This is a genomic window from Pseudactinotalea terrae (assembly GCF_009733845.1).
Classification (GTDB): domain Bacteria; phylum Actinomycetota; class Actinomycetes; order Actinomycetales; family Beutenbergiaceae; genus Pseudactinotalea; species Pseudactinotalea terrae.
Map to the genome: position 1 here is coordinate 145057 of NZ_WNXZ01000008.1, position 25623 is coordinate 170679.

Here is a 25623-nt window from a genome sequence, read left to right on the forward strand (position 1 = left end):
AGGAATTATCTCGGCCGCGGTGTCGTATCGAGCCGGCCGCGTTCGTGGAAGGTGTGAAGCCGCGCCCAGCAGAGGGTGCGAGCACGAGAGGCGGGATCACCATGAGCACGACCCTGACGGTCGACTTCTTCAGCAGCGTGGACGGCTACGGCTCGGCCGAGGGGTGGCCGGGCTACTGGGGCAAGGAGGGCCCGGAGATCGTCGAGGACCGAGTCCACACCTTCCAGCAGGACCAGGTGCTGGTCTTCGGCGCGACGACGTTCCGCGAGTTCTCCCAGTTCGTCACGATGTACGACGAGCCGTACTACGACCGGCTCAACGAGCTGCCGAAGCTCGTGTTCTCCAGCACGCTCGACCCGGAGAACCCCGGGTGGCAGAACACCACCGTCCTCAACGAGGACGCCGTCGCCGCGATCGACCGGCTCAAGCGCACGACCGACGTCCCGATGCGAGCCCACGGCAGCATCTCGCTGAACCGCGCCCTGCTCGCCGCAGGCCTCGTCGACCGGCTCGAGATCATGATGTTCCCGGCCGTGACAGGACGCGCCGGGCAGGCGCCGCTGCTCCACGGCGGCGCGGAGCTCGATCTCGACCTCGTCGAGTGCACCGTGCTCGACGGGCGCACCGTGAAGCTGGTCTACGCTCCGCACCTCCACGGCGAGATCCCCGAGGGCGTGGGCCCACGGCTTCGGCAGGAGAGGTAGAAGCTGAGGTCAGTGCACCTGCGATGTCTCCTTCGGCAGCCGGTCGGCGAGGTCGGCGCCCCACGACCGTGCACGGTCGAGCTCATCGGGGAGCAACGGGCCCTCGTACCCTCGACGTAGAAGCTCTCGGGCTCGACGAGGAGCGTGGCGCCGTGTCTGCGGAGCAACTTGGCGGCCTTCTTGCTGGCGGCGCCTGGCAGGTTCGGGTGGCGTACGTGGGTGTCGAAGGCCGCCACCGGCGACTGGATCTCAGCCGCCGCCTCGATCCACTCCCGCAACCCTGAGTCGCTGGCGTGACCGCCGCGCCGGGCGGCGTCCTCGCGCGTCTGCGGCCGGCTCAGCCCGAATGCGTGCGTCGGGGCGCCGACGACGAGCAGCTGCGTGTCCAGGGTGTCGGCCTGGGGTGCCGCGTCGACGTCGAGGACCGTGACATCGACGCCGGCACGCGTCGCCGCGCCTGCGGCGACCGCTTCAGCGACGGCCTTGGTGTTCCCCCAGGCGGACTCGTAGACGATGGTGACATCCATGGTCGGTGTGCTCCTCTCGTGCATGGGTACCAGCACCGTGGTGGTGCTGCCGTCATCCCTGATCAGCGCGGTCCCCGGTAGCCGCCTCACCTGCGCGGCCTGGTAGAGATCTCCGGCGGAGCCGGCCACGTTCAGGGCACTGAGGACGTACAGGGTGAGGAATGCGTCGCTGGGCGCCACCGTGAACGCTGCGAGGAGTACCATGCCCCAGAGGGCGAGCGGTCCTAGCGCGGCGACCACGAAGGCGCGGCGGCTGACGAACGCCTGGTTGCCGGTGGTCAGGTAGGGCAGCCGCACCGCGTAGTGGGAGCGTGCGCCCGAGAGCGCGGTGATGAGCAGGCCGTGCGTCGCCTCGTGCAGCCACATGTACGTCACGCATGCGACGAGCGTGACGGCGAGAATCGTCACGGTGCTCCACCCGCTCTCCAGCGGCAGATCGAGCAGGACGGCCGCGGCGACGAAGCCAGCGGCGATCGACGCGAAGATGACCTGCACCCGCCCCGCGGCGCGCCGGTCCTCCTTGAGGTCGAGCGTCATGTGGTGTCGGTAGCCCGGTGGCTCTATGAGCAGGGGCGTGCGGGAGGCGGTCACCTGGATTCCTTCGGTTGCTCCCACTCTCCTCCGCAGGCGGGCAGGCACAAGTGACCAACGTCCCGCGACATCCCGCCGGGGTCGTCCCCGATCGCACGCCCATCCGGCGCGGGCGGCGCTCCGACGTCACGCCATGTCGATGAAGCGCTCCGCGAGCTCGGAGGGACCGATGACGATGACCGTGTCGTCCCAGTTGAGGATGGTCTGTCCGGTCGCGTGCGCCCAGGTGCCGTCCGCGCGGAGCACGGCCGCGATGTTGAGGTCGTGCTTCTTGCGCATCCCGACCTCCTCCAGCGGCCGGCCGACCACCGACGGCGGAGCCTTCGCCGTCACGGCGGCGAACCCGCCGCCCAGGTCCTGGTAGTCGGCGATCGAGCCGCGCAGCAGGTGCGCGACCCGGCGACCCATGTCCGCCTCGGGATACACCACGTTGCGCACACCGAGCTGCGTGAGGATCTGGCCGTGAGCCTCGCTGATGGCCTTCGCCCAGAGGTGCTCGATCTCGAAGCGCAGCAGCCACGACGTCACCAGGATCGAGGCCTCGATGTCGGAGCCGATGGCCACGACGGCGTGCGTGAAGTCGGGCACCGAGAGCTGTTCCAGCACCTCGCGCTTGGTCGCGTCGGCACGCACCACCTGCGTGAGGGTCTCGCTCATCGTCTGCACGATCTCGGGGTCGGTGTCGATCCCCAGCACCTCGACGCCGGCCTGGGCGAGCTCGTTCGCGAGTGCGCTGCCGAACCTCCCGAGCCCGACGACGACGACCGAGTCGCCGTCGCTGAGTGCGATCGATCCATGCTTGGGGCGGGGGATGCTAGCCAATGAGAGGCCTCTCCTTCGGGAGCTCGATCATCGCAGCTCGGGCGCGCAGCGCCAGCGCGGAGGCCAGCGCCAACGGCCCGAGTCGTCCGATGAACATCATGACGACGAGCAGCAGCTGCGCGGTGGGCGGCAGCAGGTGGGTGATGCCGGTGGACAGGCCGACCGTCGCGAACGCGGAGATCGACTCGAACAGGATCTGGTCCAGGCTGAACGGGGTCCCCACGAGCAGGAGCCACGTGCAGGCCAGCACTGCGGCCACGGCGAGCAGCGCCACCGTGGTCGCCTCCCGGTGCACCGACCGCCCGATCCTGCGGCCGAGGATGTTGACGGCGGTGCCGCCGCGCACCTCGGTGACGATGATGAAGAGCAGGACGGCGAACGTCGTGATCTTGAGTCCTCCTGCGGTTCCCGCGGGCCCACCCCCGATGAACATCAGCACGTCGTGCGTGAACCACGTCTGCGTGTGCATCGCGGCGATGTCGAGCGTGTTGAAGCCCGCAGTCCGTGCCGAGACCGCGGCGAACCCGCCGGCGAGCAGCTTCTGGCCCACCGAGAGCGGGCCGAGCGTGTCGGGATTGGTCCACTCCTGCGCGGTGATCGTCACGGTGCCGACGACGAGAAGCACCACGGTCCCGATCACGACCAGCTTGGTGTGCATCGACCAACGCCGCGGGAACCGGACCTGCCGCCGGAGCTCGAACAGCACGGGGAAGCCGAGTCCGCCGATGACGATCGCGGTCATGATCGGCACGCACACCCACGGGTCGCTCACGAAGCCCATCAGGCTGTCCGAGAACAGCGCGAAGCCGGCGTTGTTGAAGGCTGACACGGCGTGGAAGACCCCGAACCAGGCGGCCTCGCCCATGCCGGCGTCGTCGCCGACGATGCGCCGGGCGGTCAGGATGAGCGCGACGGCCGCCTCCACCCCGAAGCTCACCTTGGCGACCCCGAGCAGCACGCTCTTCATGTCGGCGACGCCGAGCGTGCGCACGGACGCGCTCGCGACGAGCCGCGACCGCAGTCCGAGGCGCCGCGCCAGCAGGATCGACAGCAGGGACGCGAAGGTCATGATGCCGAGGCCCCCGAACTGGATCAGCACGAGGATGACGACCTCGCCGAACGCGCTCCAGTACGTCGGGGTGTCGACGACGACCAGGCCGGTGACGCACACGGCTGAGGTGGCCGTGAACAGTGCCACCACCGCCGGTGCACCGCCGGCGGCGTTGAGCGGGGCCGGCAAGGCCCCGGCCGGCGGGGCGTCGACGACCGCGATCGGCAGCATCAGCAGCAGCGTGCCGATGGCGATCGCGGCGGCGAAGCCGGCCACCAGCACCTGACCCGGGCGCTGCAGGATCCGGGTACGCGAGCGGACCAACGACGGTCGCCGACGGCTACTCACGGGGGGTGACACTACGCCTTGGCTCGCCGACGTGCTGATGACCCGACGTGGCGGGACCTACGACGACCTGGTGTTCCCGGCCACCCTTGCCGTCAACGGAGGCGTAGCTGTCCCCAGCGGTGGACGGTGAGGACAGCGAAGCCCGCCCCGGTCACCACCGCGAGCAGCACCTGGGCGGCGTTCGGGGTGAGGGGACCCGTGCCAGCCAGACCGGCCCAGGCGCCAGCGACGGCGAACGGGAACCATGCTCCGACCGTGAAGATGGCGATCTGCGAGAGGGCCAGGAGTGCGACGGCGAGCCCGACGGCGCCCAGCACGCCCTTGCTGGCAGTCGCTGCCCACGCGCACGGGGTGGCGAGCAGACCCGTGAGCGCCAGCACGGCGGCGAGCTTGAGCGCGGCCGCCCAGTCGGCGCTGGGGTAGTGCATGGCCAGCCCGGCGACCAGGTAGGCCGCGACGCAGATCGCGGTCGTCACCGACACCACCGCTGCGTACACGGCCAGCTTCGCCGTCGCGATCTGCCTGAGCGAGGTCGGGATCGCGAACATGGACCCGATGGTGCGGTCGGTGAACTCGCGGCCGAACGACCAGCCCAGGTAGGTGCCGAAGGCGAGCAGCCCGCCCGCCGCGCCGATCACGCCCATCAGGGTCGCGAGGTCGGCCCAGGGGTCCCCACGTGTGAACGGCTCCAGCTGCGCCGCGGCCACGGCGCTCTCGTTCCGGGCCGCGAGGAGCAACGCGACGCTGATGGACGCAGGTCCGATCGCCACGGCGGCGGTGATGACCCACGTGGCGGTGCCACGCATGGCCTTCACGGCCTCGACCCACAGTGCGGGAGTCATGACGCTCGGGTGGTGTCGGCGTGCACGAGGGCGAAGAACGCTCGCTCGATGTCTGCACCTTCGGGATCGATCGAACCGATCACTCGGCCCTGGTTGAGCACCGTGATGGTGTCGCCCGTGCGAGCGATCTCGTCGAGATGGTGGCTGGAGACCAGGAACCCCACCCCGCGCGCCGCGCGCTCGCGGATCGCTCGGCGCAGCAGCAGCACCCCGGCCGGGTCGAGAAAGGCTGTCGGCTCGTCGAGCACGACGAGCTCCGGGTCGTGCAGCAGTGCGGCAGCGATCCGGGTCCGTTGGCGGTTGCCCGATGACAGCGCGCGCACGCGTCGGCGGGCCAGGTCGGTGATGTCCATCTCCGCCATCAGCTCGCGAGCGGCCATACGCGCGCGGTGCGGCGCCAGGCCGTGCAGCCGACCCGCGATGAGCAGGTTCTGCGCCACGGTGAGCTCGGGGTAGCTCTCCGCACCCTCGACGGCGTGGCCCACCCTCGCCCACTCGGCCGGCCCCGCGTCCTGCACGGGCGTCCCGAGCACCCGGACCTGACCTGCCTGAGCGTCGATCATCCGCAGGACCAGCCGCATGAGGGTGGACTTGCCGGCCCCGTTCAGCCCGACGATCGCGTGCACCTGCCCGGGCTGGACCGAGAGATCGATCGGACCCACACCCGCGCCGTTGCGGTACCGCTGCAGCACGCCCGCCAGGGTGAGCACGGGGGTGTGGTCAACGGTCATCGCTCGTCTCCGGCCATTCGCCGTCGGTGCCGATCGTCCGGTCGTCCGCGTCGGGCAGGCCGTCCTCGTTCATGTCGGCCTTGCGCACCTTGTGCGCGTCCCAACGCAGGCTCACGGCCGCCAGCGTCGCCGCCACGGCGGTGCCCGCCAGCACGCCCAGCGTCGCTGCATCGGTGTGCCCCGAGTCAGGGAACGAGAGCTCGGCGATCAGCAGCGAGACCGTGAACCCGATTCCGGTGAGGAGCGCCACCGGGAGCAGATCGCGGATCCCCAGGGCGTCCGCCAAGCGCAGCGGCGTGAGCTTCGTGACCGCCGCAGTGACCCCCAGCACCCCGACGATCTTGCCCAGCACCAAGGCGATCGCGATCGCGGGCAGCACGGGCTCGGACAGGAGCGCGGCGATGCCCTCGCCGTCCACGAGGTTGACGCCGGCCGAGAACAGGGCGAAGACCGGCAGCGCGATCACCGACGAGATCGGCCGGACGGTGTGCTCGTACTGCAGCGCCCGGGAGGTGTCCTCGCCGTGCAGCGGCCGGGCGGCGACACACATGCCGAGCAGCACCCCGGCGATGGTCGCGTGCACCCCGGAGGCGTGCATGAGCGCCCACGCGATCAGTGCCAGCGGAAGCAGCAGCCACCAGCGAGCCCAGCGGGCACGCGCCACCAGGGCGAAAGCACCGATCACGGCGAGCGCCGCCAGCAACGGTCCCCACGAGATGGAATCGGTGTAGAAGACCGCGATCACGGTGATGGCGAGCAGATCGTCTACCACCGCCAGTGTCAGCAAGAAGACACGCAACGCGACCGGGAGTCCGCGCCCGAAGATCGCCAGCACCCCGAGGGCGAAGGCGATGTCGGTCGCCGTCGGGATCGCCCAGCCGCCCAGTGCGCTCGGGTCGCCGAGCAGCAGCACCACGGCGACGAAGATCCCGGCCGGGAGCGCCATGCCGCCCACGGCCGCGAGCACCGGCACGGCCGCCTCCTTGGGGCGGCGCAGGCTGCCCGTGACGAACTCCTGCTTCAGCTCGACGCCGACCACGAAGAAGAAGATCGCCAGCAGACCGTCGGCAGCCCATCCCGACAGGGACAGGTCCAGATGCCACGCCGCGGGCCCCACGGTGATCTCGGAGAGAGCGGCGTAGCCGCCGCGCCACGGCGAGTTCGACCACAGCAGCGCGATCGCCGCGGCCGCGAGCAGCAACGCACCGGCGGTGGTCTCCCGTGAGGCCCAGCGTGCGAGACGCGCGGGCAGGTCGGAGCGGACGTGATCAGGCATCGGGGACTCCCTGGCTGGCGTACCCGCTCGGCGGGGTCGCCGAAGGGTGCTGCCGACCAGGCTTCCCGGCTCTCCTCGACCAGTCTAGGTCGGATCGAGGAGCCAGGTGGACACGCGCGAGCCCAGTGGTGCCTACCCCGTGCCGAGGACGTCGCGGCGCCTGAACGCGGTGATCCCGGCGGCTGCAAGGCCCGCAGCGACCAGCGTCAGCACGACGAGGCCGACGACCGAGACCGGTTCGAGCGGGTACCCGCCGACGTGCTCGAACGGTGACGGCCACAGTGCGGCGTCAGGCAGATCGAGGAGCGGCGCGAAGAAGCCCACGATCATCCCGTACACGACGAGCGCCCACACGGCGGCGAGCGCCCGTGGCGCCGCGCCGTACAGCAGCGCCGCCAGCGCCAGCACCACCCACACGGCAGGCGCGAAGCTGACCGTGGCCAGGACCATGTCGGCGACCAGCCCGGCCTCGCCGACGCTGATCGCGGCTCCGACGCCGGTGGCCAGTCCGGAGGCGAGCAGCAGCACCAGGCTGCCGATCGCCGTCACGAGCAGGTGGCTGCCGAGCCACCCCGCCCGGCTGACGGCGGTGCCGAGCACCGGCTCGGCACGCCCGCTGGTCTCCTCGGTGCGGATCGTCTGCGCGGCCAGCACCGCGTACACGGCCACGGTGATCCCGAAGGTGAGGGCCAGGACCGTGAGGAAGCCGTTGCCGATGTCCTCGGTGCCGCCCATGACCACCAGCAGCTCCTCGGGGGCGTCCTCGAAGACGTCCAGTGCCGGACCGGTGAAGGCCCCGTACGCACCGCCTGCGACGACGAGCGCCAGCGCCCAGCCCACGATCTGGGCGCGGTGCAACCGCCACGCGAGCGCGAGCGGGCTGCGCAGCCACGGCGCCGCTCGAGCGGGCCCGGGGCGTGGCGGCACCAGCCCCGCCGCGAGATCACGGCGAGACGACAGCGCGTAACCAAGTGTCGCCGTCGCGACGGCGAACGCGACGGAGATCCCGAGCGGCCACCACCGGTCCAGGACGTAGGGAGCGGTCTGCTGAGCCCAGCCGATCGGAGACAACCAGGACAGGGCGTTGCCGTGCTCGGAGGTCATGTCGCCGAGCGCCCGCAGCGCGAACGCCCCACCGAGCGCACCCCCCGCCGCGCCGGCGGCGGCTCGGGGGTACTCCGAGAGCTGGACCGTGGTCGCCGCGACGCCGGCGAAGGACATGCCCATAGCGCCGGCGCTGACGGCGAACAGCCACGAGCCGGTGGTCGCGAAACCCTGCCCGGTCATCAAGGCGCCGACCAGCACGACCACGACGACGTTCATGGCTGCGGTCATCACCAGAGCGGCGGTCAGCTGGGCGTGCCGACCGACCACGTTGGAGCGAACGAGCTCGGATCGGCCGGCGTGCTCCTCCGTGCGGGTGTGCCGCACCACGGTGAGCAGGCTCATCAGCCCGGCTCCGAGCAGCACGTACACCCCGTAGAGGCCGGCGAGCAGGTGCTCCAGGCGCGGGTCGTCCATGCCGTACCCGGGTCCGCCGAAGAGAGCACCCATCGGGCCCTGCAGCAGTGGTGCCACCGCCCGGATATCCGCCGGGGTGGCGTAGATCTGTGGCAGCGCGGTCACGAAGTAGGACATGAACGCCGCGAGGCCCAGCGTCCACGCCGGGAAGCGGACGCGGTCGCGGCGGAGCATGAACCGCAGCAACGTGCCCGTGCCGGTCAGCGGGCCCGTACCCGCGCTGGTCCGCCGGGTGGGCGTGGCGACGGCGGCGGTCATCGCGCCCCCTGCGCGCTGTGGGCGAGCTCGTCGCCGTAGTGCCGCAGCAGCAGCTGCTCGAGGGTCGGCGGGTGGGCGGTCAGGCCCTGGACGTCGAGCTCGGCCAGCGCCTTGACGACCTCGCGAACGTGAGCGCCGTCGACCTCGAAAGTGACCTGAGCGCCATCGACCTGCACGTTGTGCACGCCCGCGAGCCCGCCGAGTCGATCGGTCGGGCGATCGGTGAGAATCGTGATCGACGTGCGCGTCAGGTGGCGCAGCTCGGTGAGCGACCCGCTCTCCACGATCCGCCCCTGGCGGATGATCGAGATGCGGTCGGCGAGCACCTCGACCTGCGCGAGGATGTGGCTGGAGAGCAGCACGGTGCGGCCGGCGTCCTTGGCCTCGCGGATGCAGGCCTGGAACGCTGCCTCCATGAGCGGGTCGAGGCCGGCTGTCGGCTCGTCGAGCAGCAGCACGTCGACGTCGCTAGCCAGGGCGGCCACGAGAGCCACCTTCTGCCGATTGCCCTTGGAGTAGGTCCGGCCCTTCTTCGTCGGGTCCAGGTCGAAGCGCTCGCACAGCTCGTCCCGGCGGGCGGAGTCGCTGCCGCCGCGCAGCCGGCTGAGCAGGTCGATGGCCTCCCCTCCGGAGAGATTCGGCCAGAGCTCGACGTCGCCCGGTACGTAGGCGAGCCGGCGGTGCAGCTCGACCGCATCGGCCCAGGGGTCGGCGCCCAGCAGGCGCACGGTCCCGCCGTCGGAGCGCAGCAGCCCGAGCAGGATCCGGATCGTCGTGGACTTCCCGGCGCCGTTGGGGCCGAGGAAGCCGTGCACCTCGCCTGCGCCGACCTGGAGGTCGAGGCCGTCGAGCGCGGTGACCGAGCCGTAGGACTTGCGGAGGTCATGAATATCGATGGCGGGCACGTCAGTGCGCCGCACAGGTGCGGACATGTGATTCCTTCGAGAGTGGGGAGTGGTCGGATCCGGATCAGGCCGAGGCGGCCTGCTCCTGACCCGGCGGGTCGCCCACGTACAGCAGGTAGGAATCGAGCATCCTGCGATCGCTCAGGAAGCCTTGCGTGTAGAGCTCCAGCGCCGGCAGCGCCATGGCGTCGAGGTGCGTGCGCAGGCACGAGGCGAGCTCCTCGGCGTCCTGAGGCGCGTCGAGCGAGAGCCGCAGCGCGAGGTGGCCGAGGGAGATCTCGGTGAGGTAGCGGACCCGGGCGCGCTCGTCTCGGCTCGGCAGCACCGTTCCGGCGGCGACCGCGTCAGCCATGTAATCCAGGGCGTCCTCGACCATGTGGTCGATGAACTCCCGCGCGTGCTCGCCCCCGGCCTGCACGCTGCGAGCGACGTAGGCCAGGTAGGGCACGAACTCGTCCAGCATGGCGAACCGGCTGATCATCGTGGCACCCGCGCTGCTCACCATCGTGTCCCGCTTGGCCGTGCGGATCACCCCGAACACGTGGTCATCGCAGGCGCGGCGCAGCCCGTCTTTCGACCCGAACAGCTGCACGATGCGGCCCGCGGTCAGCCCCGCCTCGGCGGCCACGGCACGCAGCGGTGCATCGAGGCCCTGCTGACCGAAGACCGCGATCGCAGCCTCGCGCACGCGACTGCGCGTGTTGAGATCAGCCCGGCCTACACGCATGTATAGGATCCTACACGCCCGTTTAGTCCGGTGCCGAGAGGTCGCCTGTGGCCAGGAGCGTCGGGTGACGATGTCGGGGCGATCTCGGTCCACCTCGTGGCCTCGATGCACCCCGAAGCGACCGAGCCGGACAGTTCGCGTTCCCTAGTCGAGCGCCCGGGTGCGGAAGTGCGTGGGCGAGAGCCCGCGGACCCGTTTGAAGGCGACGCTGAGCGCGAAGGCGTTGGCGTAGCCGACCTGGTGGGCGATCGACTCCAGGGTCCGGTCGGAGCTGCGCAGGAGGTCGGCGGCCAGCGCGATCCGCCAGCCGGTGAGGTAGCTCATCGGGGGTTCGCCGACCGAGCCGGCGAATCGCCTCGCGAGGGCGGCCCGCGAGCAGCCGACCTTGGCTGCCAGCGTCGCGACGGTCCAGGGGTGGGCGGGGTCGTCGTGCAGCAGCCGGAGGGCGGGGCCGGCCACGGGGTCGCTGTGCGCGCCGTACCACCCCGGGGTCCGTGCCTCGGAGCGTTCGAACCACGCCCGCAGCGTGGCGACCAGCGCGATGTCGAGCAGTCGATCCAGCACCACCTGCTGACCGGGGCCGTCGCGCCCGACCTCCGCGGCCAGCAGCTCCATCACCGGACCCTGTGCCTCGGCTGCCGGCACGAGCAGCACGGTCGGCAGCGCGTCCAGGAGCTTGCCCGTCACCTCGCTGGTGACCTGATACGTCCCGCTGGCAACGATCGCGGAGCCGTCCATGCTCCGCCCGGCCGTGCGCGGGCCGAGCCTGAGCATGTCCGTGACGTCGGCTCCGTCCGTGGTGGTCAGCCTGTTGTCGGCGTGCACCACGAGGTCGGGGACCGCGCCTGGTTCATGCGCCACCGTGTACGGCGCGGGCCCCTTGACGATCGCCACGTCGCCGCGGTCCATGTGGACCGGCTCGCCGTCGTCCGGGACCACCCATGCCTCGCCCTGGAGCACGGTCGCGAACGCGAGCGCCGCGCCGTCGGCGATACGCAGCCCCCATGGCGGGTCCAGCACCGCCTGGCAGAACGCCGCGGTGCGCGCGCGGACGCCGTCGAGGAGATCGGCGAGCGGGTCCACCCCGGAAGCGTAGACGCACAGACATGAGATCGCACCGTTCAGACATGGATCGGCTCATCGGGAGCGCCTGTACTGGAGCACACGAACGCTGATGAACGAGAGGACGAACGATGTACACGATCACTGGAGTCACCGGTCACGTCGGGGGAGCGACCGCCTCGAGGCTGCTCGAGCGAGGCGCGCCCGTGCGGGCCGTCGTGAGGTCGGCCGAGAAGGGCAAGCCCTGGGCGGCGCGCGGGGCGGACACCGCGGTCGCCGACCTGCTCGAACCGCTGGCGCTGGCCGATGCGTTCCGCGGCAGCGACGGCGTCTTCGTCCTGCTGCCCACCCTCCCCAGCGCGTCGGACGCCGAGCACCGCCGCATGGCCGAGTCGATCGCCGCTGCGGTCGCGGCCAGCGGTGCCCCGCACGTCGTCGCGCTCTCGTCGCTGGGTGCCGATCTCGCCGAGGGCACCGGGCCGATCCGCTGGCTGCACCACCTCGAGAACCAGCTCCGCGACTCCGGCGCGGTGGTCACCGCGCTGCGCGCCTGCCACTTCCAGGAGAAGGTCGAGACCGTGCTGGACGCCGTCCTCGGTGCCGGGATCTACCCGGTCTTCGGCGACACCGCGGCCGAGCCGGCGCCGATGATCGCCACCCACGACATCGGTGAGATCGCAGCCGAGCGGCTGCTCGCCCCGCCGTCGAGCAACGAGGTGATCGACCTCGAGGGACCGCACCACAGCGAGCAGGACGTCGCGAACCTGCTCGCCGAGCTGCTCGGGCGCTCGGTGCCGGTGGTCACGATCCCCCGCGAGGGGTGGGTCGGCTCGATGGTCGAGGCCGGGCTGCCCGATCAGCTCGCCCACGAGCTCGCGGGCCTGTACGACGCCGATCGGCGTGGGCTGCTGCAGTACCGCAGCGCGCAGCGACTCACCGGCCGCACCACCCTGAGGACGACGCTGCGGCGGGTGCTCGCGGCCGTTCCCGTGCCGTGACGCAGGGGCACCTCGGCGTGCGTGGCGCCGGCGTCGAGGTGCCCCTCGAGGAGTCGCGAGCGCCGAGGTCGGGGTTGCCGGTGCGCCGATGGTGGGGCCGCCAAGGTGACGAGCACGCCCGATGTGCGAGACGGTACGACCATGAGAGCGCGTGGGCGGATGGCGGTGAGCGCACCGGAACGGGCGGCGTTCCCCGCGAACGTGCTCGAGCGCATCGACCGGCTGCTGCACCGCATCGGCGTCCGGTTGCTGTCGCAGAGCTGGATCCGTGTGCTCGTGTGGCTCTCGATGATCGCCGTGCTGATCATCAACGCCTCGACCATGCCGTCGCTGTACGACGCGGTGGTCGCGATCGCGATCGTGGTCGCCGTGCTGCACGCCGCAACGCTCGTGTGGGCGTTGGGCAGACCGTGGTTCGCGGTCGTGGCGGCCACGGTGGCGGTGGCGGCCACCACTCTCCTCACAGCGGTGGGGCACGGCGAGCTGCCCTGGCCGATGCCGGTGATCACGATCGTGACGTGCGCTCTGATGGTGTTCATCCTGGCTGTGCGGGAGAAGTGGCTGCTGCCGGTCGCGGGGGCGGTGCTCCCGGTGCTGGCGGGCACGCTGGTCGGGCTGCCGTGGCACAACGGTGGCTGGGGCCGGTTCGCGACCAACGTGATCACCGCGTTCTCGGTCTGCGCGCTCGTGGTGATCTTCGGGATCCTCATCCACCAGTGGCAGCAGAGCCGCGCCGAGCTGCTCGAGCAGCAGGAGATCGCGGCCACCGCCCAGGAGCGGCGGCTGCTGATGGAGGAGCGCAACCGGATCGCCCGGGAGCTCCACGACGTGGTGGCGCACGGGTTGTCCGTCATCTCCATCCAGGCCTCCACGCTGCAGTACCGGATCGAGGACGTCCCCGCCGAGGTGATCGCCGAGCTCGACGACATCACCGACTCCGCGCGCAGCGCACTGGTCGAGATGCGCGGTCTGCTGGCCGTGCTGAGGCAGGAGGACAGCGAGAACCTGCTCGCGCCGCAACCGACGTTGAGCTTTCTCCCCACCCTCATCGAGAGCACGCGCCGAGGCGCGGAGTCGGTGCGGCTGCACGTCGCTGGCGAGCTCGACGACCCGCACGTCTCCGAGGCCACCTCGCTCAGCGCCTACCGGATCGTGCAGGAGGCGCTGAGCAACGCCCTGCGACACGCGCCCGGGAGCGACATCGAGGTCAGCATCACGATCACCCTGCAGCACGTGATCGTGGAGGTCGTGAACTCGGCGCCGACCGCACCGATACGCGTGACCGAGGGCCACGGCTTCGGTCTGCGCGGCATGCACGAACGCGCCGGGTTCGTGCGGGGCACCCTGACCGCCGAGCCCACCCCAGACGGCGGCTTCCTCGTGCATGCGGTGCTGCCGTGCCGGCAGGCGGAAGAGGGAAGGACCCCCCAGCCCGAGCCCGACGACGAGAGCCTGGCTCCGCCGTCGGGCAGCGAGGGCTGAGTTCGGTCCAGGGGTCGAAAGGTGAGATCCTCGCTCCGAGACCTCCATCAGAACGGAACGCACGTGGACGAGACCCGGGTAGCGATCGTCGACGACCAGGCGATGGTGCGAGCCGGGTTCGGTGCGCTGCTCAACGCCCAGGAGGGCATCACCGTGGTGGGGGACGCCTCCGACGGCGCCGAGGCCGTGGATCTCGTCATCCGCACCAGACCCGACGTGGTGCTGATGGACATCCGCATGCCCGAGGTCGACGGCATCGAGGCGACCAGGCGGATCGCGGCGCTGCCCGACCTCGAGCCGCGCATCATCATCCTCACCACGTTCGATCTCGACTCCTACGTGTTCGAGGCCCTGCGGGCGGGTGCGAGCGGCTTCCTCCTCAAGGACGCGCCCGCCGCGGACCTCATCCACGCGGTTCGCGTGGTGGCCGGCGGGGACGCGCTGCTCAGCCCCTCGATCACGCGCTCGGTCATATCGGAATTCGTGTCGCAGCCGGCGCGCGCGCATGCGGACGCCGCCCGCTTCAGCGACCTGACGGACCGTGAGCTGGCGGTCGCGAAGCTGGTGGCGCGGGGGCTGTCGAACGCCGAGATCGCGGCCGAGCTGGTGCTCGCCGAGCAGACGGTGAAGACGCACGTCAGCCGCGTGCTGATGAAGCTCGGGCTGCGGGACCGGACTCAGATCGTCGTGGCTGCCTACGAGAGCGGACTGATCACCGTCGGCTCCTGAGGGTCCGCATCACTCTCGCGTACTACTCGAGGTCGAACCGTGCGGGTGACGACAGGGCGCCATCGGCAGACGACCATGGTTTTATGACGATGGTCTTGGAAGCGCCGGAAGAGCGCACGAGCGCGGCACCGGCGCCGGCACCGGCGCCGCGCGTGCGCAAGGAGCGGAACACGCGGCACCTCAGCGACTTCACCGATCTGACGAAGCGGGTCAAGGCCGAGGGGCTGATGGCTCGCTCGCACGCCTGGTACATCTCGCGGATGGTCGCCTACCCGCTCATGCTGGCCGGCCTGACAGTGGGCTCGATCCTGATCGGCGACAGCTGGTGGCAGCTGGGCATGGCCTTCCTGCTCGCGGTGCTGATGACGCAGATCGCCTTCCTCGGCCACGACGCCGCGCACCGTCAGATCTTCGCCTCCGGAAAGCTGAACGAGTGGACCGCGCTCGTCGTGATCAACCTGTTCGTCGGCATGGGCCTCGGTTGGTGGCAGGTCAAGCACAGCAAGCACCACGCCACGCCGAACCAGGCCGGCCGCGACCCCGACGTGCGCCGTGGCACCGTCGCCTACACGCCGGAAGACGCCCGCGACCGCCCGACGGCGTTCCAGCGCTGGCTCTCCAGCTACCAGGGCGTGTGGTTCTTCCCGATCATGACCCTGGCCGGGCTGCAGCTGCACGTGGCCGGGTTCCAGCGGCTGCTGAGCCGCGAGCCCGTGGACCGCCGCTGGACCGAGATCGCGTTCATCGTCATCCGCCAGGCGACGCTGATCGGCTTCGCATTCCTCGTGATGTCCTGGCCGATCGCCCTCGCGTTCATCGCCGTCGAGGTGCTGGTGTTCGGGTTCTACCTGGGGATGTCCTTCGCCCCCAACCACATCGGGATGCCGATGGTGCCCAAGGAGGTCCGCATCGACTTCCTCCGCCGCCAGGTGCTCATGAGCCGAAACATCAGCGGTGGCCGGTTCGTCGACACCCTGCTGGGTGGCCTCAACTACCAGATCGAGCACCACCTGTTCCCCTCGATGTCGCGCCCCAACCTCCGCAAGGTCGCCCCCATGGTCCGGGAGCACTGCGAGAAGCTCGGGATCAACTATCACGAGACGTCGCTCGGCCGGTCGTACGTGGAGGTCGCGCGGTACATCAACCGCGTGGGCCGCGGGAACATCGACGTGTGGGCGTGCCCGCTGGCCGGGTCGCTGCGCGCCGGCGGGATCTGAGCGCTTCCTGCTGCCGCGTCAGCGGAGCAGGCTCAGTACCTGGGACGACTCCAGGGTGTGCTCCGGCGCGAACGCGGCACTGCTCATGTAGCTGAGCAGGGACCGGCGGAACTGGCTCGCCGCGGGCCGCTCGGCCCCGGGCTCGAGGTTGAGCGAGGAGACCACGATCCGGCCGTTGCCGAGCCGGGCCTCGAGGAGAGCGCCCAACGGGCGCGCCTCGAACCAGGTATCGATCGGCTGCACCAGCGGCCGCAGGCCCTCGGGCAGGCCGTCGGTCAGCATCGCCTTCGCCCCCTGCACGAGCTCCCACCACTGCCAGTTCGTGGTGCCGTCGGTCGGGAAGCCGGCGAAGACCGGGTGACCCGGGTCATGCAGCAGCCCGAGCGTGTGCGGCGCCTGCCCGTGCGTCCACGCCGTGTTCCAGAACACCGTGGTGAAGCCGAGGGCGACATCGTTGCCGATGTCCGCAGGCCGGACCTGGAGCAGCACGTCGGCACCGGCCTCGGCTCGCTCGATCGCCTCACGTGGGTCGTCGGTGACGTGGATCGAGTGCTCGACGGCGGTGCTCGGGTCGGTCTCCTCGGGCATCACCCAGATGTCCCAGTCGTTCTCGAAGCGCTGCCCCTCGGGGGTCTGCACCGCGAGCGCGAGCGAGTACTGGGCGGGGGCGGTGTCTTCGCCTTCGCCTGCCGGCACCGGCAGCGTCGTGGTGCCCCAGCGGTTGTGGTTGCCGATCTCGATGGCGGCGTCGGTCACGAGGACACCGCTGCTGACCTCGGCACCCGAGGGGTCCCTGAGCGACCATGCGATGTCGGCGCGGATGGGCTCGGCGCCGAAGTGCGCGACCTGGGCCTCGAGCTCGATGCCGCCGGTCGCTGCCAGGACCCGGCGCGGCAGCCGCGCCAGCGGCACGGTCGGCCCGCAGAAGCGAGCGAACTCCGCGGGTGAGCAGTAGGCCTTCGACCGCCAGAACGGGTCGACCACCCCCACGAGCGCGGTCCCCTGGCCGGGGAAGTCGCTGAGCCCCAGCAGGTGGAACCCGCCGAAGCCCTCGGTCCGCAGCGCGGACTCGATCTCCTCCTTGTAGCAGAGCACCTGCAGCCGCCCGGAGGCGCGCAGAAAGTCCTCGGCCTGGTCCGCCATCCCGTTCTGCGCCAGGAAGTCCGCGAAGATGCCGAAGTTGCGGGGCTGCATCAGCCCCGTGTAGCTGTCGACCTCGCCGAAGTCGGGGTACACGCACCACTGGCCGATCTCGTGGCTGATCACGGGCCGGTCCGACCGGACCACCCGGTCTGCGTAGTCGGTGCAGGTCTCGGGGGCGGTGCCGTTGAGGCGCGAGGACAGGCCCTCGCCCCAGCGGTGCGCGCGCGGCTCGAAGTCGTTGTCGAAGTCGTTCACCTCGAGCACCGGCCAGCCGGCGCCCGAGGTGTAGAGCCGGCGCCCGTCGTACGCGCGCCAGCGCTGCAGCCACGCGGTGAGGAACTCGGCGTCACGCCCGCCCGGCTCGTTGCCGTGCGCCATCATGATGAACGAGGGGTGGTTGCCGAAGGTGTCGAGGATCCTGCCGGTCTCGGTGTGCACGAAGTCGTCGACCGGCCGGGCCTCGCCCAGCCCGGCGCCCTGGTTGGCCCACACCGGCCCCTCGATCTGGAAGTAGAAGCCGGCCTCGTCCGCGGCGCGGAAGGCCGCCTCCGGCGGGCACCAGGAGTGGAAGCGCAGCAGGTTGAGCCCGTGCTCGCGGCAGACATCGATGATCCGGCGCCAGGAGGCGACGTCGGTGGGCGGGTATCCCGTGAGCGGGAAGACGCACGACTCCAGGGTGCCGCGGATGAAGCTCTTGCGGCCGTTGATCAGCAGGTGCCGGCCGTCGGTGCCGATGTCGCGCAGCCCGAAGACGGTGGTGGTGCGGTCGCGGTGCTCGCGACCGTCCACGGTGGTGACGATCTCGACCTCGAGCTCGTACAGGTGGGGCGAGAACTCGTCCCAGGTGCGGGCGGCGGGTCCGAGGGGCACCTCGACGTCGACGTGCCCGCCGGCCGCCGTCAGCCCGCGGGCGTCGAGGTGCTCGCCGTAGTCCTCGTCGAAGGCGACGACGACCGGGTCGGTGCCCGCGCCGTCGTCGCCGAGGCCGCGGGCGTGCACCCGCACGCTGCCGACGCCCGCCCCGGCGGGCCCCGCCGCCAGGTCGATCTTCGCCGTGACGAGGCGCCGCGCGTGGTCCGGGAAGACCCGGACCCGGCTGATCCGGACCGCCGGCACCGCTGCCAGCGTGAGGCTCCCGACGACGCCGTTCCAGTTCCCCTGCGTGTGGTCGGTGACGCTGTGGGCGTTGGGGCCGACGTCGACGACCATCCGGTTGTCCACCCGGAGCGTGATCAGGTGGCGGCCCGGGGTGAGACGACCGAGGTCGTGGGTGTGCGGTGTCGTGAGGCTTTGCCCCTGGCCCACCCGCCGCTCGTCCACCCAGACGGTCGACTCCCAGTGGACGCGCTCGAGGTGGAGCACCACCGAACGGTCCGACCAGTCCGCCGGGACGTCGATCTCCCGTTGGTACCACGCCGCACCCCGGTAGTAGACCCGGGGCTGCAGCCAGAACGGGATCGAGATGTTGCCCGGCTCCCGGTACGGGGCGTAGCGGTCGTCCTCGACCAGCGAGCGGTCGGCGACGCTGCCCGTCCACGGGGTGTCGAGCGTGATCTCGTCGCCGATGCCCTGCTCCTGGATCGAGCCGGGAAGGCTGACGGCGTGCTCGGCGGCGAGCGGGCTGCGGAACCACTGCTCGAGCTCGCCCACGCCCTGCGGGTCCAGGCGGCACGCCCAGGTGCCCGCGAGGTCGAGCTCCCAGTGGTCGGTGACGGCGTCGGTGCGGTCGGTGACAGTCATGGGGACACTTCCTCAGATCGACATGCTGGTCGATCCGACGTTATGGCCCGATCGGCCAGCAAGGGGATAGGTGATTCCGCCGCAACACATGGACGAAACCGTGGTTGGCTGCCACTCCCCGGCCGAACAGGTCCTTCTGCCCGCTCCACCTTGCCGAACAGGACCTTCTGCCCGGAAAGACCGCCCATACCGCGCAGAACCGCCTGTTCGGCGGGGGCGGGCGGGGAGAACCCCCTGTTCGGCGGGGGCGGGCGGGGATACGCGGGGTGTGGGTCAGGTGTTGGCGCGCTCGCGAAACTCGCTCGGGCTGCAGTCGTGGACGCCGCGGAACTGGCGCGAGAAGTAGAACGGGTCGTCGTAGCCGACCGTGCGGGCGACCTCGGCGACCGGCATCGCGGTCGTCACCAGCAGCTCGCTGGCCCGTGCGATCCGCAGGCGCTTGACGTACTCGATCACCCCGCCACCGGTGGCCTTGCGGAACAGCGCGGCGAAGTGGGAGGTGCTCAGCCCGACCTGGGCTGCCAGCTCGCCCACCCGTACCGGTGCATCGAGGTGCTCGCGCAGGTAGTTCTGGGCGGCGCGCACCGGTTCCGTCCGGTTCTGGCTCCCGGCCGCCTGGTCCGCCACGAGCTGAGCCAGCACCGACCATGCGGCGCCGGCGGCGCGCAGCAGCTGCGGCGTCGTCTCGTCCACCTCCATCGCCGTCAGGGCCCGCTCCAGCTCGCCCACCACGTGCAACGGCTCGTGCATGTCCACCACCGCGGCGTGACCCTCCGGCGTCACGACCCGCTCGAGCTCCACGACGTCCGCCCCTTGGATGTGCATCCACGAGATCGTCCATGGGTCGTTGTCGTCGCTCCAGTAGCGGTGCGGTGTGCGGGCCGGGACCACCAGCGCCTGTCCCGGCCCCACCTCGACCACACGCTCACCCGTGCGGCAGGCGCCGCGGCCGGAGGAGACCACGATGATGATGGTGCCGTGGGCCCCGTGCGGCCTCGTGGCTCCGTGATGCAGGGCATGCGGATAGTGGCCGGCGTCGGTCACGAGCAGCCGACGGGTCATCCCGGCGGCCAGCGCGGCGCGGACCACATCGGGCGGCAGCACCCGCAACCGCTGCCCGGGGAAGCCCTCACGAATCCGCATGGGCGCGACAGTAGCGGTTTCCAGCCGGAGTCGGATCATCGAATCGTCTAGGCAGGACCGTTGTTCTCTGCATTCTCGACCCGCGTCCGCGCTCCGTACGGTGGGGCGCATGCTCGATGTGGAGGCCATGGAAACGCCAGCGGCGGAGCTCTCGCTCCCACCCCGGCCCGCCCACCTCGCCGACCTGCCGGTCGCGATCTGGGAGGAGCCGATGACGCTGCCCACCTACGAGCCGCTCGCTCCCGAGCACTACCCCTCCTACCTCGACCGCCGCGTCTACCAGGGCTCCTCAGGACGCATCTACCCGCTGCCGTTCCATCACCGGATCGCCACCGAGCCGACGCCGCGCACCTGGCGCGCGGTCCACCTCGAGAACGCCTGGCTCCGCCTCGTCGTGCTGCCCGAGCTCGGCGGGCGGCTGCACGCCGCGCGCGACCTGACCTCCGGCGTCGACCTCGTCTACTGCAATCCGGTGATCAAGCCCGCCCTCGTGGGCCTCGCGGGCCCGTGGGTCGCAGGCGGCATCGAGCTCAACTGGCCGCAGCACCACCGGCCCGCCACCTATCTGCCCTCCGACCACCACCTCGAGACCGAGCCCGACGGCTCAGCGGTCGTCTGGTGCTCCGACCACGACCCGTTCGCTCGCATGAAGGGCATGCACGGCTTCCGGCTGCGCCCGGACTCCAGCGCGATCGAGCTGTCCGTGCGGCTGTACAACCGCACCGAGCTCACCCAGTCGTTCCTGTGGTGGGCGAACGTGGCCGCGCGGGTGGACGAGGACTACCAGTCCTTCTTCCCGCACGACGTCACCCACGTCGCCGACCACGCCCGCCGCGCGGTCACCGCGTTCCCCGCAGCCGACCGCCCCTACTACGGCATCGACTACCCCGCCCGCGCGGGCGACATCCGGCACGCCTCCGACGGCACCGAGGTCGCCGGCGACCGCCTCGACTGGTACCGCAACATCCCCGTGCCCACCTCCTACATGGCGCTCGGCTCCGGCGAGGACTTCTTCGGCGGCTACGACCACGCCACCGGCGTCGGCTTCGTGCACGTGGCCGATCACCAGATCGCCGTCGGCAAGAAGCAGTGGACCTGGGGCAACGCGCCCTTCGGGCACGCCTGGGATGCCAACCTCTCCGACGACGGTGCCCACTACATCGAGCTCATGGCCGGTGTCTTCACCGACAACCAGCCCGACTTCGCCTACCTCGCCCCCGGCGAGACGAAGGTCTTCACGCAGCGCTGGTACCCGATCCGGGCGCTCGGCCCCGTCGACCGCGCCACCCCCGACGCCGCGGTCTCGTTGCGCCGGCTCGACGGCGTCGCCCACGTGGGCGTGATCGTCACCCGACCGCTCGCGGACGTGCGCATCGAGGTGAGCGCCGACGGCGAGATCCTCGTCGCGGAGTCCGCTCGCCTCGATCCCGCCCAGCCCTATCAGGCCGACCACGCCGTGCCCGCGGTGGCCGGGCCGCTCACGGTGCGCGTGGCGCACGAGGGCCGCACGCTGGTCAGCTGGACCGAGCCCGCACCCCGCGGGCCGGTACCCGACCCGGCACCCGCCGAGGAGCCCCCGCTGCCGCACGAGGTCGAGGCGGTCGAGGAGCTCGCGATGATCGCCACGCACCTCGAGCTGTACCGGCACGCCACCCGCTCACCCGAGCCGTACTGGCACGAGGCGCTGGCGCGCGACCCCGAGCACGTCGACAGCCTGCTCGGCCTCGCTCGCCGCGCGTTCGTCGCAGGTGACGCCGCGTCCGCCGACCAGCTGCTGGTGCGCGCGACCGCCCGGCTGACCCGGCGGCACGCCAACCCGCGCGACACCCGCGGGCTGTACCTGCACGGCCTGGTCCGAGAGGCGCTCGGCGACGATGCCGGCGCCTACGACTTGTTCGGGCGGGCCTCGTGGATGCGCCTGTGGCGGGCGCCCGCCGGCTACCGGATGGCCCGCATCGACGCCCGCCACGGCCGTCACGCCGATGCGCTGCACCGGCTCGAGGACGTGCTCCGCGTCGAGCCTGAGCACCTGCAGGCGCGCGCGCTCGCGGTGATCGCACATCGCCGGCTCGGGCACCCCGCGCAAGCCGCCGCCGGGCTGGCCGCAGCCCGCGCGCTCGACCCGCTCGACGCCACGCTGGCCGTGCTGGCGGGCGAGCCGCCGAGCGACGACGCGCAGACCTGCCTCGACGCCGCGATCGAGCTCGCGGAGCTGGGCGAGCCCGACCTCGCGCTGAGCTCCCTCGACCACGCCGAGGCCCGGGACCGCGAGCGCCCGCTCGGGCAGACCGCTGCGGCACCCCTGATCGCCTACCACCGCGCCCGCACGCTCGAGCGAGCCGGGCTGGCGGTCGAGGCCCGGGCCGAGCGCACGCGCGCCGCCACCCTCGACCCGACCGACTGCTACCCGGCGCGCCTCGCCGACGCCACGGCGCTCCGCGAGGCGATCGACGCCGAACCGGCCGACCACCGGGCCCGGGCGCTGCTGGGCCACTGGCACTACGCCGTCGGGCGGCATGCGGATGCCGCCCGGCTGTGGGAGGCGAGCGCGAAGATCGACGCGAGCGACGCCGTCGTGCAGCGCAACCTGGGACTGTTCACCGCGAACGACGCCGGTGACCCGGCGGCCGCCGTCGCGCACTACGAGGCTGCGATCGCGAACCGACCCGACGACGCCCGGCTCCTGTACGAGCGCGACCAGCTCGCGGCTCTGCTCGGGGAGTCGCCCGCGCAGCGGCTGGCCCGGCTCGAGGCACGGCCGCACCTGGTCGCCGATCGGGTCGACCTCACGGTCGAGTACCTGCACCTGCTCGTCAGCGAGGGCCGCGCGGCCGATGCGCTGCCGATCCTCCAGGGCCGCTGGTTCCAGGCCTGGGAGGGCGGCGAGGGGCAGGTCCTGTCAGCCTGGGAACGCACGCACACCCAGCTCGGCGCGGACGCGCTGGCGGCCGGTGACGCCGGGGCCGGCGTGGCGCACGTGCAGGCGGCGCTCGCTCCGCCGGCGAACCTCGGCGAGGCGCGACACCCGCTCGCGAGCACCGCGGCGCTGCAGCTGCAGCTCGGTGACGCGCTCGCGGCAGCCGGCCGACCCGAGGACGCCCACGGGGCCTGGGCTGACGCCGCCGGCCAGCGCGGCGACTTCCTCGGCATGAGCACGGCTGAGCACAGCGAGACGACGTTCTGGTCGGTGCTGGCGCTGCGCCGGCTGGGCTCCGACGCCGCGGCCGACGCCCTCGCCGCCGAGCTGCGGTCCTTCCGGGACCGGTACGCCGCGACGGCGCCGAGCGTCGACTACTTCGCCACCTCGTTGCCGGACCTGCTGCTGTTCAGCGGTGATCCGGTGGCGGCGCGGGACCGACGGGTCGCGGTCTTCGACGCCCAGCTCGCGCTGCTGGCCGGCGCGAAGGACACCGCCCAGCAGCTGCTCGAACGACCCGAGCTGCTGGCTGAGCGGCATGCCGCCGACCTGCGGCATGCCCTGCGTACCCGTACGAAGGACTGAACCGCCGACGGCTCACCGGGCTGCCGGCACCCACCGACCGCGCCAACGACGGCGCAAAGGAAGGACGATCATGACCAGCACGACGATCACCCGCCGGGCGCTGCTGCTCGGCGGCGCATCCCTGGGCGCTGCGGGCCTGCTCACCAGCTGCGTCGGCTCCGGAGGCGGTGGCGGCGGTGGTGACGACACCGGCGGCGACGGCGGGGGAGCAGGCGGCGGCGCCGTGGTGCTGCAGTCCTCGGTCCAGGACACCGACCCCAAGGCGGCGCTGGAGGCGGTGGTCGGCGCCTACGAGGACGCCGACGTGACGCTGAACTCGGTGGCCACCGAGCAGTTCCGCGCCCAGCTCACCAACTACCTGCGCTCCAACGACCCGCCCGAGGTGCTCACCTGGTACGCGGGCTCGGTGGCCCGCTCCTATGCGAGCGAGGGCCTGCTGCTCGACGTCTCGAGCCTGTGGGAGGGCGACGGCGCGTGCGCCGGGTTCTCCGACGCGCTGCGCAGCCTCTCGAGCGACGCCGAGGGCAAGCAGATCTTCGTGCCCACCAGCTACTACTGGTGGTCGGTCTTCTACAAGAAGTCCGCGTTCGAGTCCTGGGGCGTGGAGCCGCCCACCACCTGGGACGAGTTCCACGCGCTCTGCGAGAACCTGCTCGGCCAGGGCGTCGCCCCGCTCGCCAACGGGATCGGTTCCACCCCGTGGATGTCCTCGGGCTGGTTCGACTACCTCAACCTGCGGATCAACGGCGCGCAGTACCACCGTGAGCTGCTGGCCGGTGAGCACGCCTTCAACGACCCCGAGGTCGTCACCGTGATGGAGGAGTACAAGCGCCTGATCCCGTACTTCGACCCGAACATGGCCTCGTACTCGGCGCAGGAGGGCGCCACGCCGTTCGCGCAGGACCAGGCCGGCATGTACCTCATCGGTGCGTTCGTCTCCCAGTACCTGCCCGAGGACCAGCGCGACGACCTCGACTTCTTCTCGGTCCCGGTCATCGACGAGGCGATCCCCACCGCGGAGGAGGCACCCACCGACGGCTACTTCGCCGCGGCCAACTCCGACAACCCCGAGGGCGCGCTCGCGCTGCTGGACTACCTGGCCTCGCCCGAGCAGCAGCAGGAGTACATCGAGCTGTCGAAGTCGGCGAACCTGCCGACCTCGCCCGACGTGGACACCTCGCAGTTCAGCCCGCTGGTGCAGAAGGGCGTCGAGCTCCTCAACAGCACCGAGGAGATCACCCAGTTCTTCAACCGCGACTCCTCCGACGCGCTGCAGGCCACTGCGGACACCGCGCTCACCCAGTTCCTCGCCGACCCCGACTCGATGACCTCGATCCTCGACGAGTGGCAGCGAGCGGCTGAGGGCGTCTGGGGCTCGTGACCGCGCCCGCCGCAGCACCTGCCCGGCCCAGCCGTGCCGGGCAGGCTGTGCGCGCGCTGCGGCGGGTGCCGCTGCTGGTGTGGATCTTCCTGCTGATCCCGCTGGTGGTCGAGCTCTTCTGGGTGTTCTGGCCCGCCGCGAACTCGTTCTCGTTGTCGCTGACGAGGTGGGACGGCATCACGCCCGCCGAACCGGTGGGGCTCGGCAACTTCGCCGACCTCTGGGACGACCCGATCTTCACCAGGGCGCTCCAGAACAACGTGATCTGGGCGATCGGATTCGGCGGCCTCTCGGTCGCCGGCGGCCTGGGCCTGGCGGTCGCGCTCAACAAGCCCGGCCCGCTGGTGGGCCTGTACCGCAGCGCGATCTACCTGCCGATGGTGGTCTCGCTCGCGGTGACCGGTCTGTTCTGGCGGGTGATGTACGCCCCCGAGGGCCCGATCAACGCGGCCCTCGGCGTGGTGGGACTGGACGCGCTGCGGAACCAGTGGCTCGCGGATCCCGACCTCGCGCTGTACGCGGTGCTGATCGCCGCCGTCTGGCGCCAGTGCGGCTACATCATGGTGCTGTACCTGGCCGGTCTGAAGAGCTGCGACGCCTCACTCGAGGAAGCGGCAGCCGTGGACGGCGCGAGCGCCTGGCAGCGGTTCTGGAAGATCGTGATGCCGCAGCTGAAGGGCGTCAACATGGTGGTCTTCGCCGTCACGGTGATCGACTCGCTGCGCACCTTCGACATCGTCTGGGCGATGACCCGGGGCGGCCCGTACAACATGACGCAGCTGCTGAGCACCTACATGTTCCAGCAGGCCTTCACCTTGGGGAACCTCGGCTACGCCTCGGCGATCGCGGTCGTCATCTTCGTGCTCGCGATCGGCTTCATCATCACCTACCTGGCCCGCCAGGCCCGCGCGGAGGAGGACTGA

The 25623-nt window shown here is 71.3% G+C and carries 20 protein-coding genes; 8 read left to right on the forward strand and 12 right to left on the reverse strand.

Features of this window, described 5'->3' with window-relative positions; genetic code table 11:
* The first annotated feature begins 101 nt into the window (after positions 1-101).
* Positions 102-704 carry a dihydrofolate reductase family protein gene (locus GPA03_RS20480; protein ID WP_156253912.1) on the forward strand — a complete coding sequence of 201 codons (603 nt, stop codon included), beginning with the start codon at positions 102-104 and terminating at the stop codon, positions 702-704.
* Here GPA03_RS20480 and GPA03_RS22725 read toward each other — a convergent pair.
* The 10 genes from GPA03_RS22725 to GPA03_RS20535 all read right to left on the reverse strand — a co-directional run bounded on the left by GPA03_RS22725 (position 638) and on the right by GPA03_RS20535 (position 11386).
* Complete coding sequence (locus tag GPA03_RS22725) at positions 638-1768, reverse strand: DUF3267 domain-containing protein (RefSeq protein WP_206673667.1); 1131 nt, start codon at positions 1766-1768, stop codon at positions 638-640. The two genes, GPA03_RS20480 and GPA03_RS22725, sit on opposite strands and share 67 nt — an antisense overlap.
* A 180-nt stretch (positions 1769-1948) precedes the next feature.
* Entirely contained in the window at positions 1949-2644 is a 696-nt protein-coding gene (locus GPA03_RS20495; protein WP_241681416.1) for a potassium channel family protein, read from the reverse strand.
* Positions 2637-4043, reverse strand: a complete 1407-nt coding sequence (locus GPA03_RS20500) for a TrkH family potassium uptake protein (RefSeq protein WP_241681417.1) — start codon at positions 4041-4043, stop codon at positions 2637-2639. The genes GPA03_RS20495 and GPA03_RS20500 overlap by 8 nt, the downstream gene beginning before the upstream one ends.
* Before the next feature lie 92 nt (positions 4044-4135).
* Positions 4136-4885: an ABC transporter permease gene (locus GPA03_RS20505; protein WP_156253913.1), complete on the reverse strand. Its 750-nt coding sequence runs from the start codon at positions 4883-4885 to the stop codon at positions 4136-4138.
* A complete protein-coding gene (locus GPA03_RS20510) occupies positions 4882-5616 on the reverse strand; it encodes an ABC transporter ATP-binding protein (RefSeq protein WP_156253914.1) in 735 nt (244 codons plus the stop codon). The genes GPA03_RS20505 and GPA03_RS20510 overlap by 4 nt, the downstream gene beginning before the upstream one ends.
* Complete coding sequence (gene nhaA / locus GPA03_RS20515) at positions 5606-6892, reverse strand: Na+/H+ antiporter NhaA (RefSeq protein ID WP_156253915.1); 1287 nt, start codon at positions 6890-6892, stop codon at positions 5606-5608. Before nhaA ends, GPA03_RS20510 begins: the two co-directional genes overlap by 11 nt.
* A 132-nt stretch (positions 6893-7024) precedes the next feature.
* Positions 7025-8671, reverse strand: coding sequence for an ABC transporter permease (locus GPA03_RS20520; protein ID WP_156253916.1), 1647 nt, complete (start codon positions 8669-8671; stop codon positions 7025-7027).
* A complete protein-coding gene (locus GPA03_RS20525) occupies positions 8668-9603 on the reverse strand; it encodes an ABC transporter ATP-binding protein (protein WP_156253917.1) in 936 nt (311 codons plus the stop codon). Before GPA03_RS20525 ends, GPA03_RS20520 begins: the two co-directional genes overlap by 4 nt.
* 37 nt (positions 9604-9640) lie before the next feature.
* A complete protein-coding gene (locus GPA03_RS20530) occupies positions 9641-10303 on the reverse strand; it encodes a TetR/AcrR family transcriptional regulator (RefSeq protein ID WP_156253918.1) in 663 nt (220 codons plus the stop codon).
* A gap of 144 nt (positions 10304-10447) precedes the next feature.
* On the reverse strand, positions 10448-11386 hold the full coding sequence (locus GPA03_RS20535; RefSeq protein WP_156253919.1) for an AraC family transcriptional regulator: 939 nt from the start codon (positions 11384-11386) through the stop codon (positions 10448-10450).
* A gap of 110 nt (positions 11387-11496) precedes the next feature.
* Here GPA03_RS20535 and GPA03_RS20540 point away from each other — a divergent pair, with 110 nt between their 5' ends.
* The 4 genes from GPA03_RS20540 to GPA03_RS20555 all read left to right on the forward strand — a co-directional run bounded on the left by GPA03_RS20540 (position 11497) and on the right by GPA03_RS20555 (position 15791).
* On the forward strand, positions 11497-12363 hold the full coding sequence (locus GPA03_RS20540; protein ID WP_156253920.1) for an NAD(P)H-binding protein: 867 nt from the start codon (positions 11497-11499) through the stop codon (positions 12361-12363).
* Between the two features lie 141 nt (positions 12364-12504).
* Complete coding sequence (locus GPA03_RS20545) at positions 12505-13845, forward strand: sensor histidine kinase (RefSeq protein WP_156253921.1); 1341 nt, start codon at positions 12505-12507, stop codon at positions 13843-13845.
* Positions 13846-13908: 63 nt separating this feature from the next.
* Positions 13909-14574, forward strand: a complete 666-nt coding sequence (locus GPA03_RS20550; protein WP_277755262.1) for a response regulator transcription factor — start codon at positions 13909-13911, stop codon at positions 14572-14574.
* Positions 14575-14657: 83 nt separating this feature from the next.
* Positions 14658-15791, forward strand: coding sequence for a fatty acid desaturase family protein (locus GPA03_RS20555; protein ID WP_241681418.1), 1134 nt, complete (start codon positions 14658-14660; stop codon positions 15789-15791).
* Positions 15792-15809: 18 nt separating this feature from the next.
* Here the strand turns inward: GPA03_RS20555 and GPA03_RS20560 are convergent, their stop codons facing one another.
* Positions 15810-18674: a sugar-binding domain-containing protein gene (locus tag GPA03_RS20560; protein ID WP_156253922.1), complete on the reverse strand. Its 2865-nt coding sequence runs from the start codon at positions 18672-18674 to the stop codon at positions 15810-15812.
* Positions 18675-18947: 273 nt separating this feature from the next.
* Positions 18948-19817: a helix-turn-helix domain-containing protein gene (locus GPA03_RS20565; RefSeq protein WP_241681419.1), complete on the reverse strand. Its 870-nt coding sequence runs from the start codon at positions 19815-19817 to the stop codon at positions 18948-18950.
* Positions 19818-19926: 109 nt separating this feature from the next.
* Between GPA03_RS20565 and GPA03_RS20570 the strand changes: the two genes are divergently transcribed.
* The 3 genes from GPA03_RS20570 (at position 19927) to GPA03_RS20580 (ending at position 25623) form a co-directional block, all read left to right on the forward strand.
* Complete coding sequence (locus GPA03_RS20570) at positions 19927-23319, forward strand: DUF5107 domain-containing protein (protein ID WP_241681420.1); 3393 nt, start codon at positions 19927-19929, stop codon at positions 23317-23319.
* A 70-nt stretch (positions 23320-23389) separates the two neighbouring features.
* Positions 23390-24700, forward strand: coding sequence for an ABC transporter substrate-binding protein (locus GPA03_RS20575; RefSeq protein ID WP_156253924.1), 1311 nt, complete (start codon positions 23390-23392; stop codon positions 24698-24700).
* On the forward strand, positions 24697-25623 hold the full coding sequence (locus GPA03_RS20580; protein WP_206673668.1) for a carbohydrate ABC transporter permease: 927 nt from the start codon (positions 24697-24699) through the stop codon (positions 25621-25623). The genes GPA03_RS20575 and GPA03_RS20580 overlap by 4 nt, the downstream gene beginning before the upstream one ends.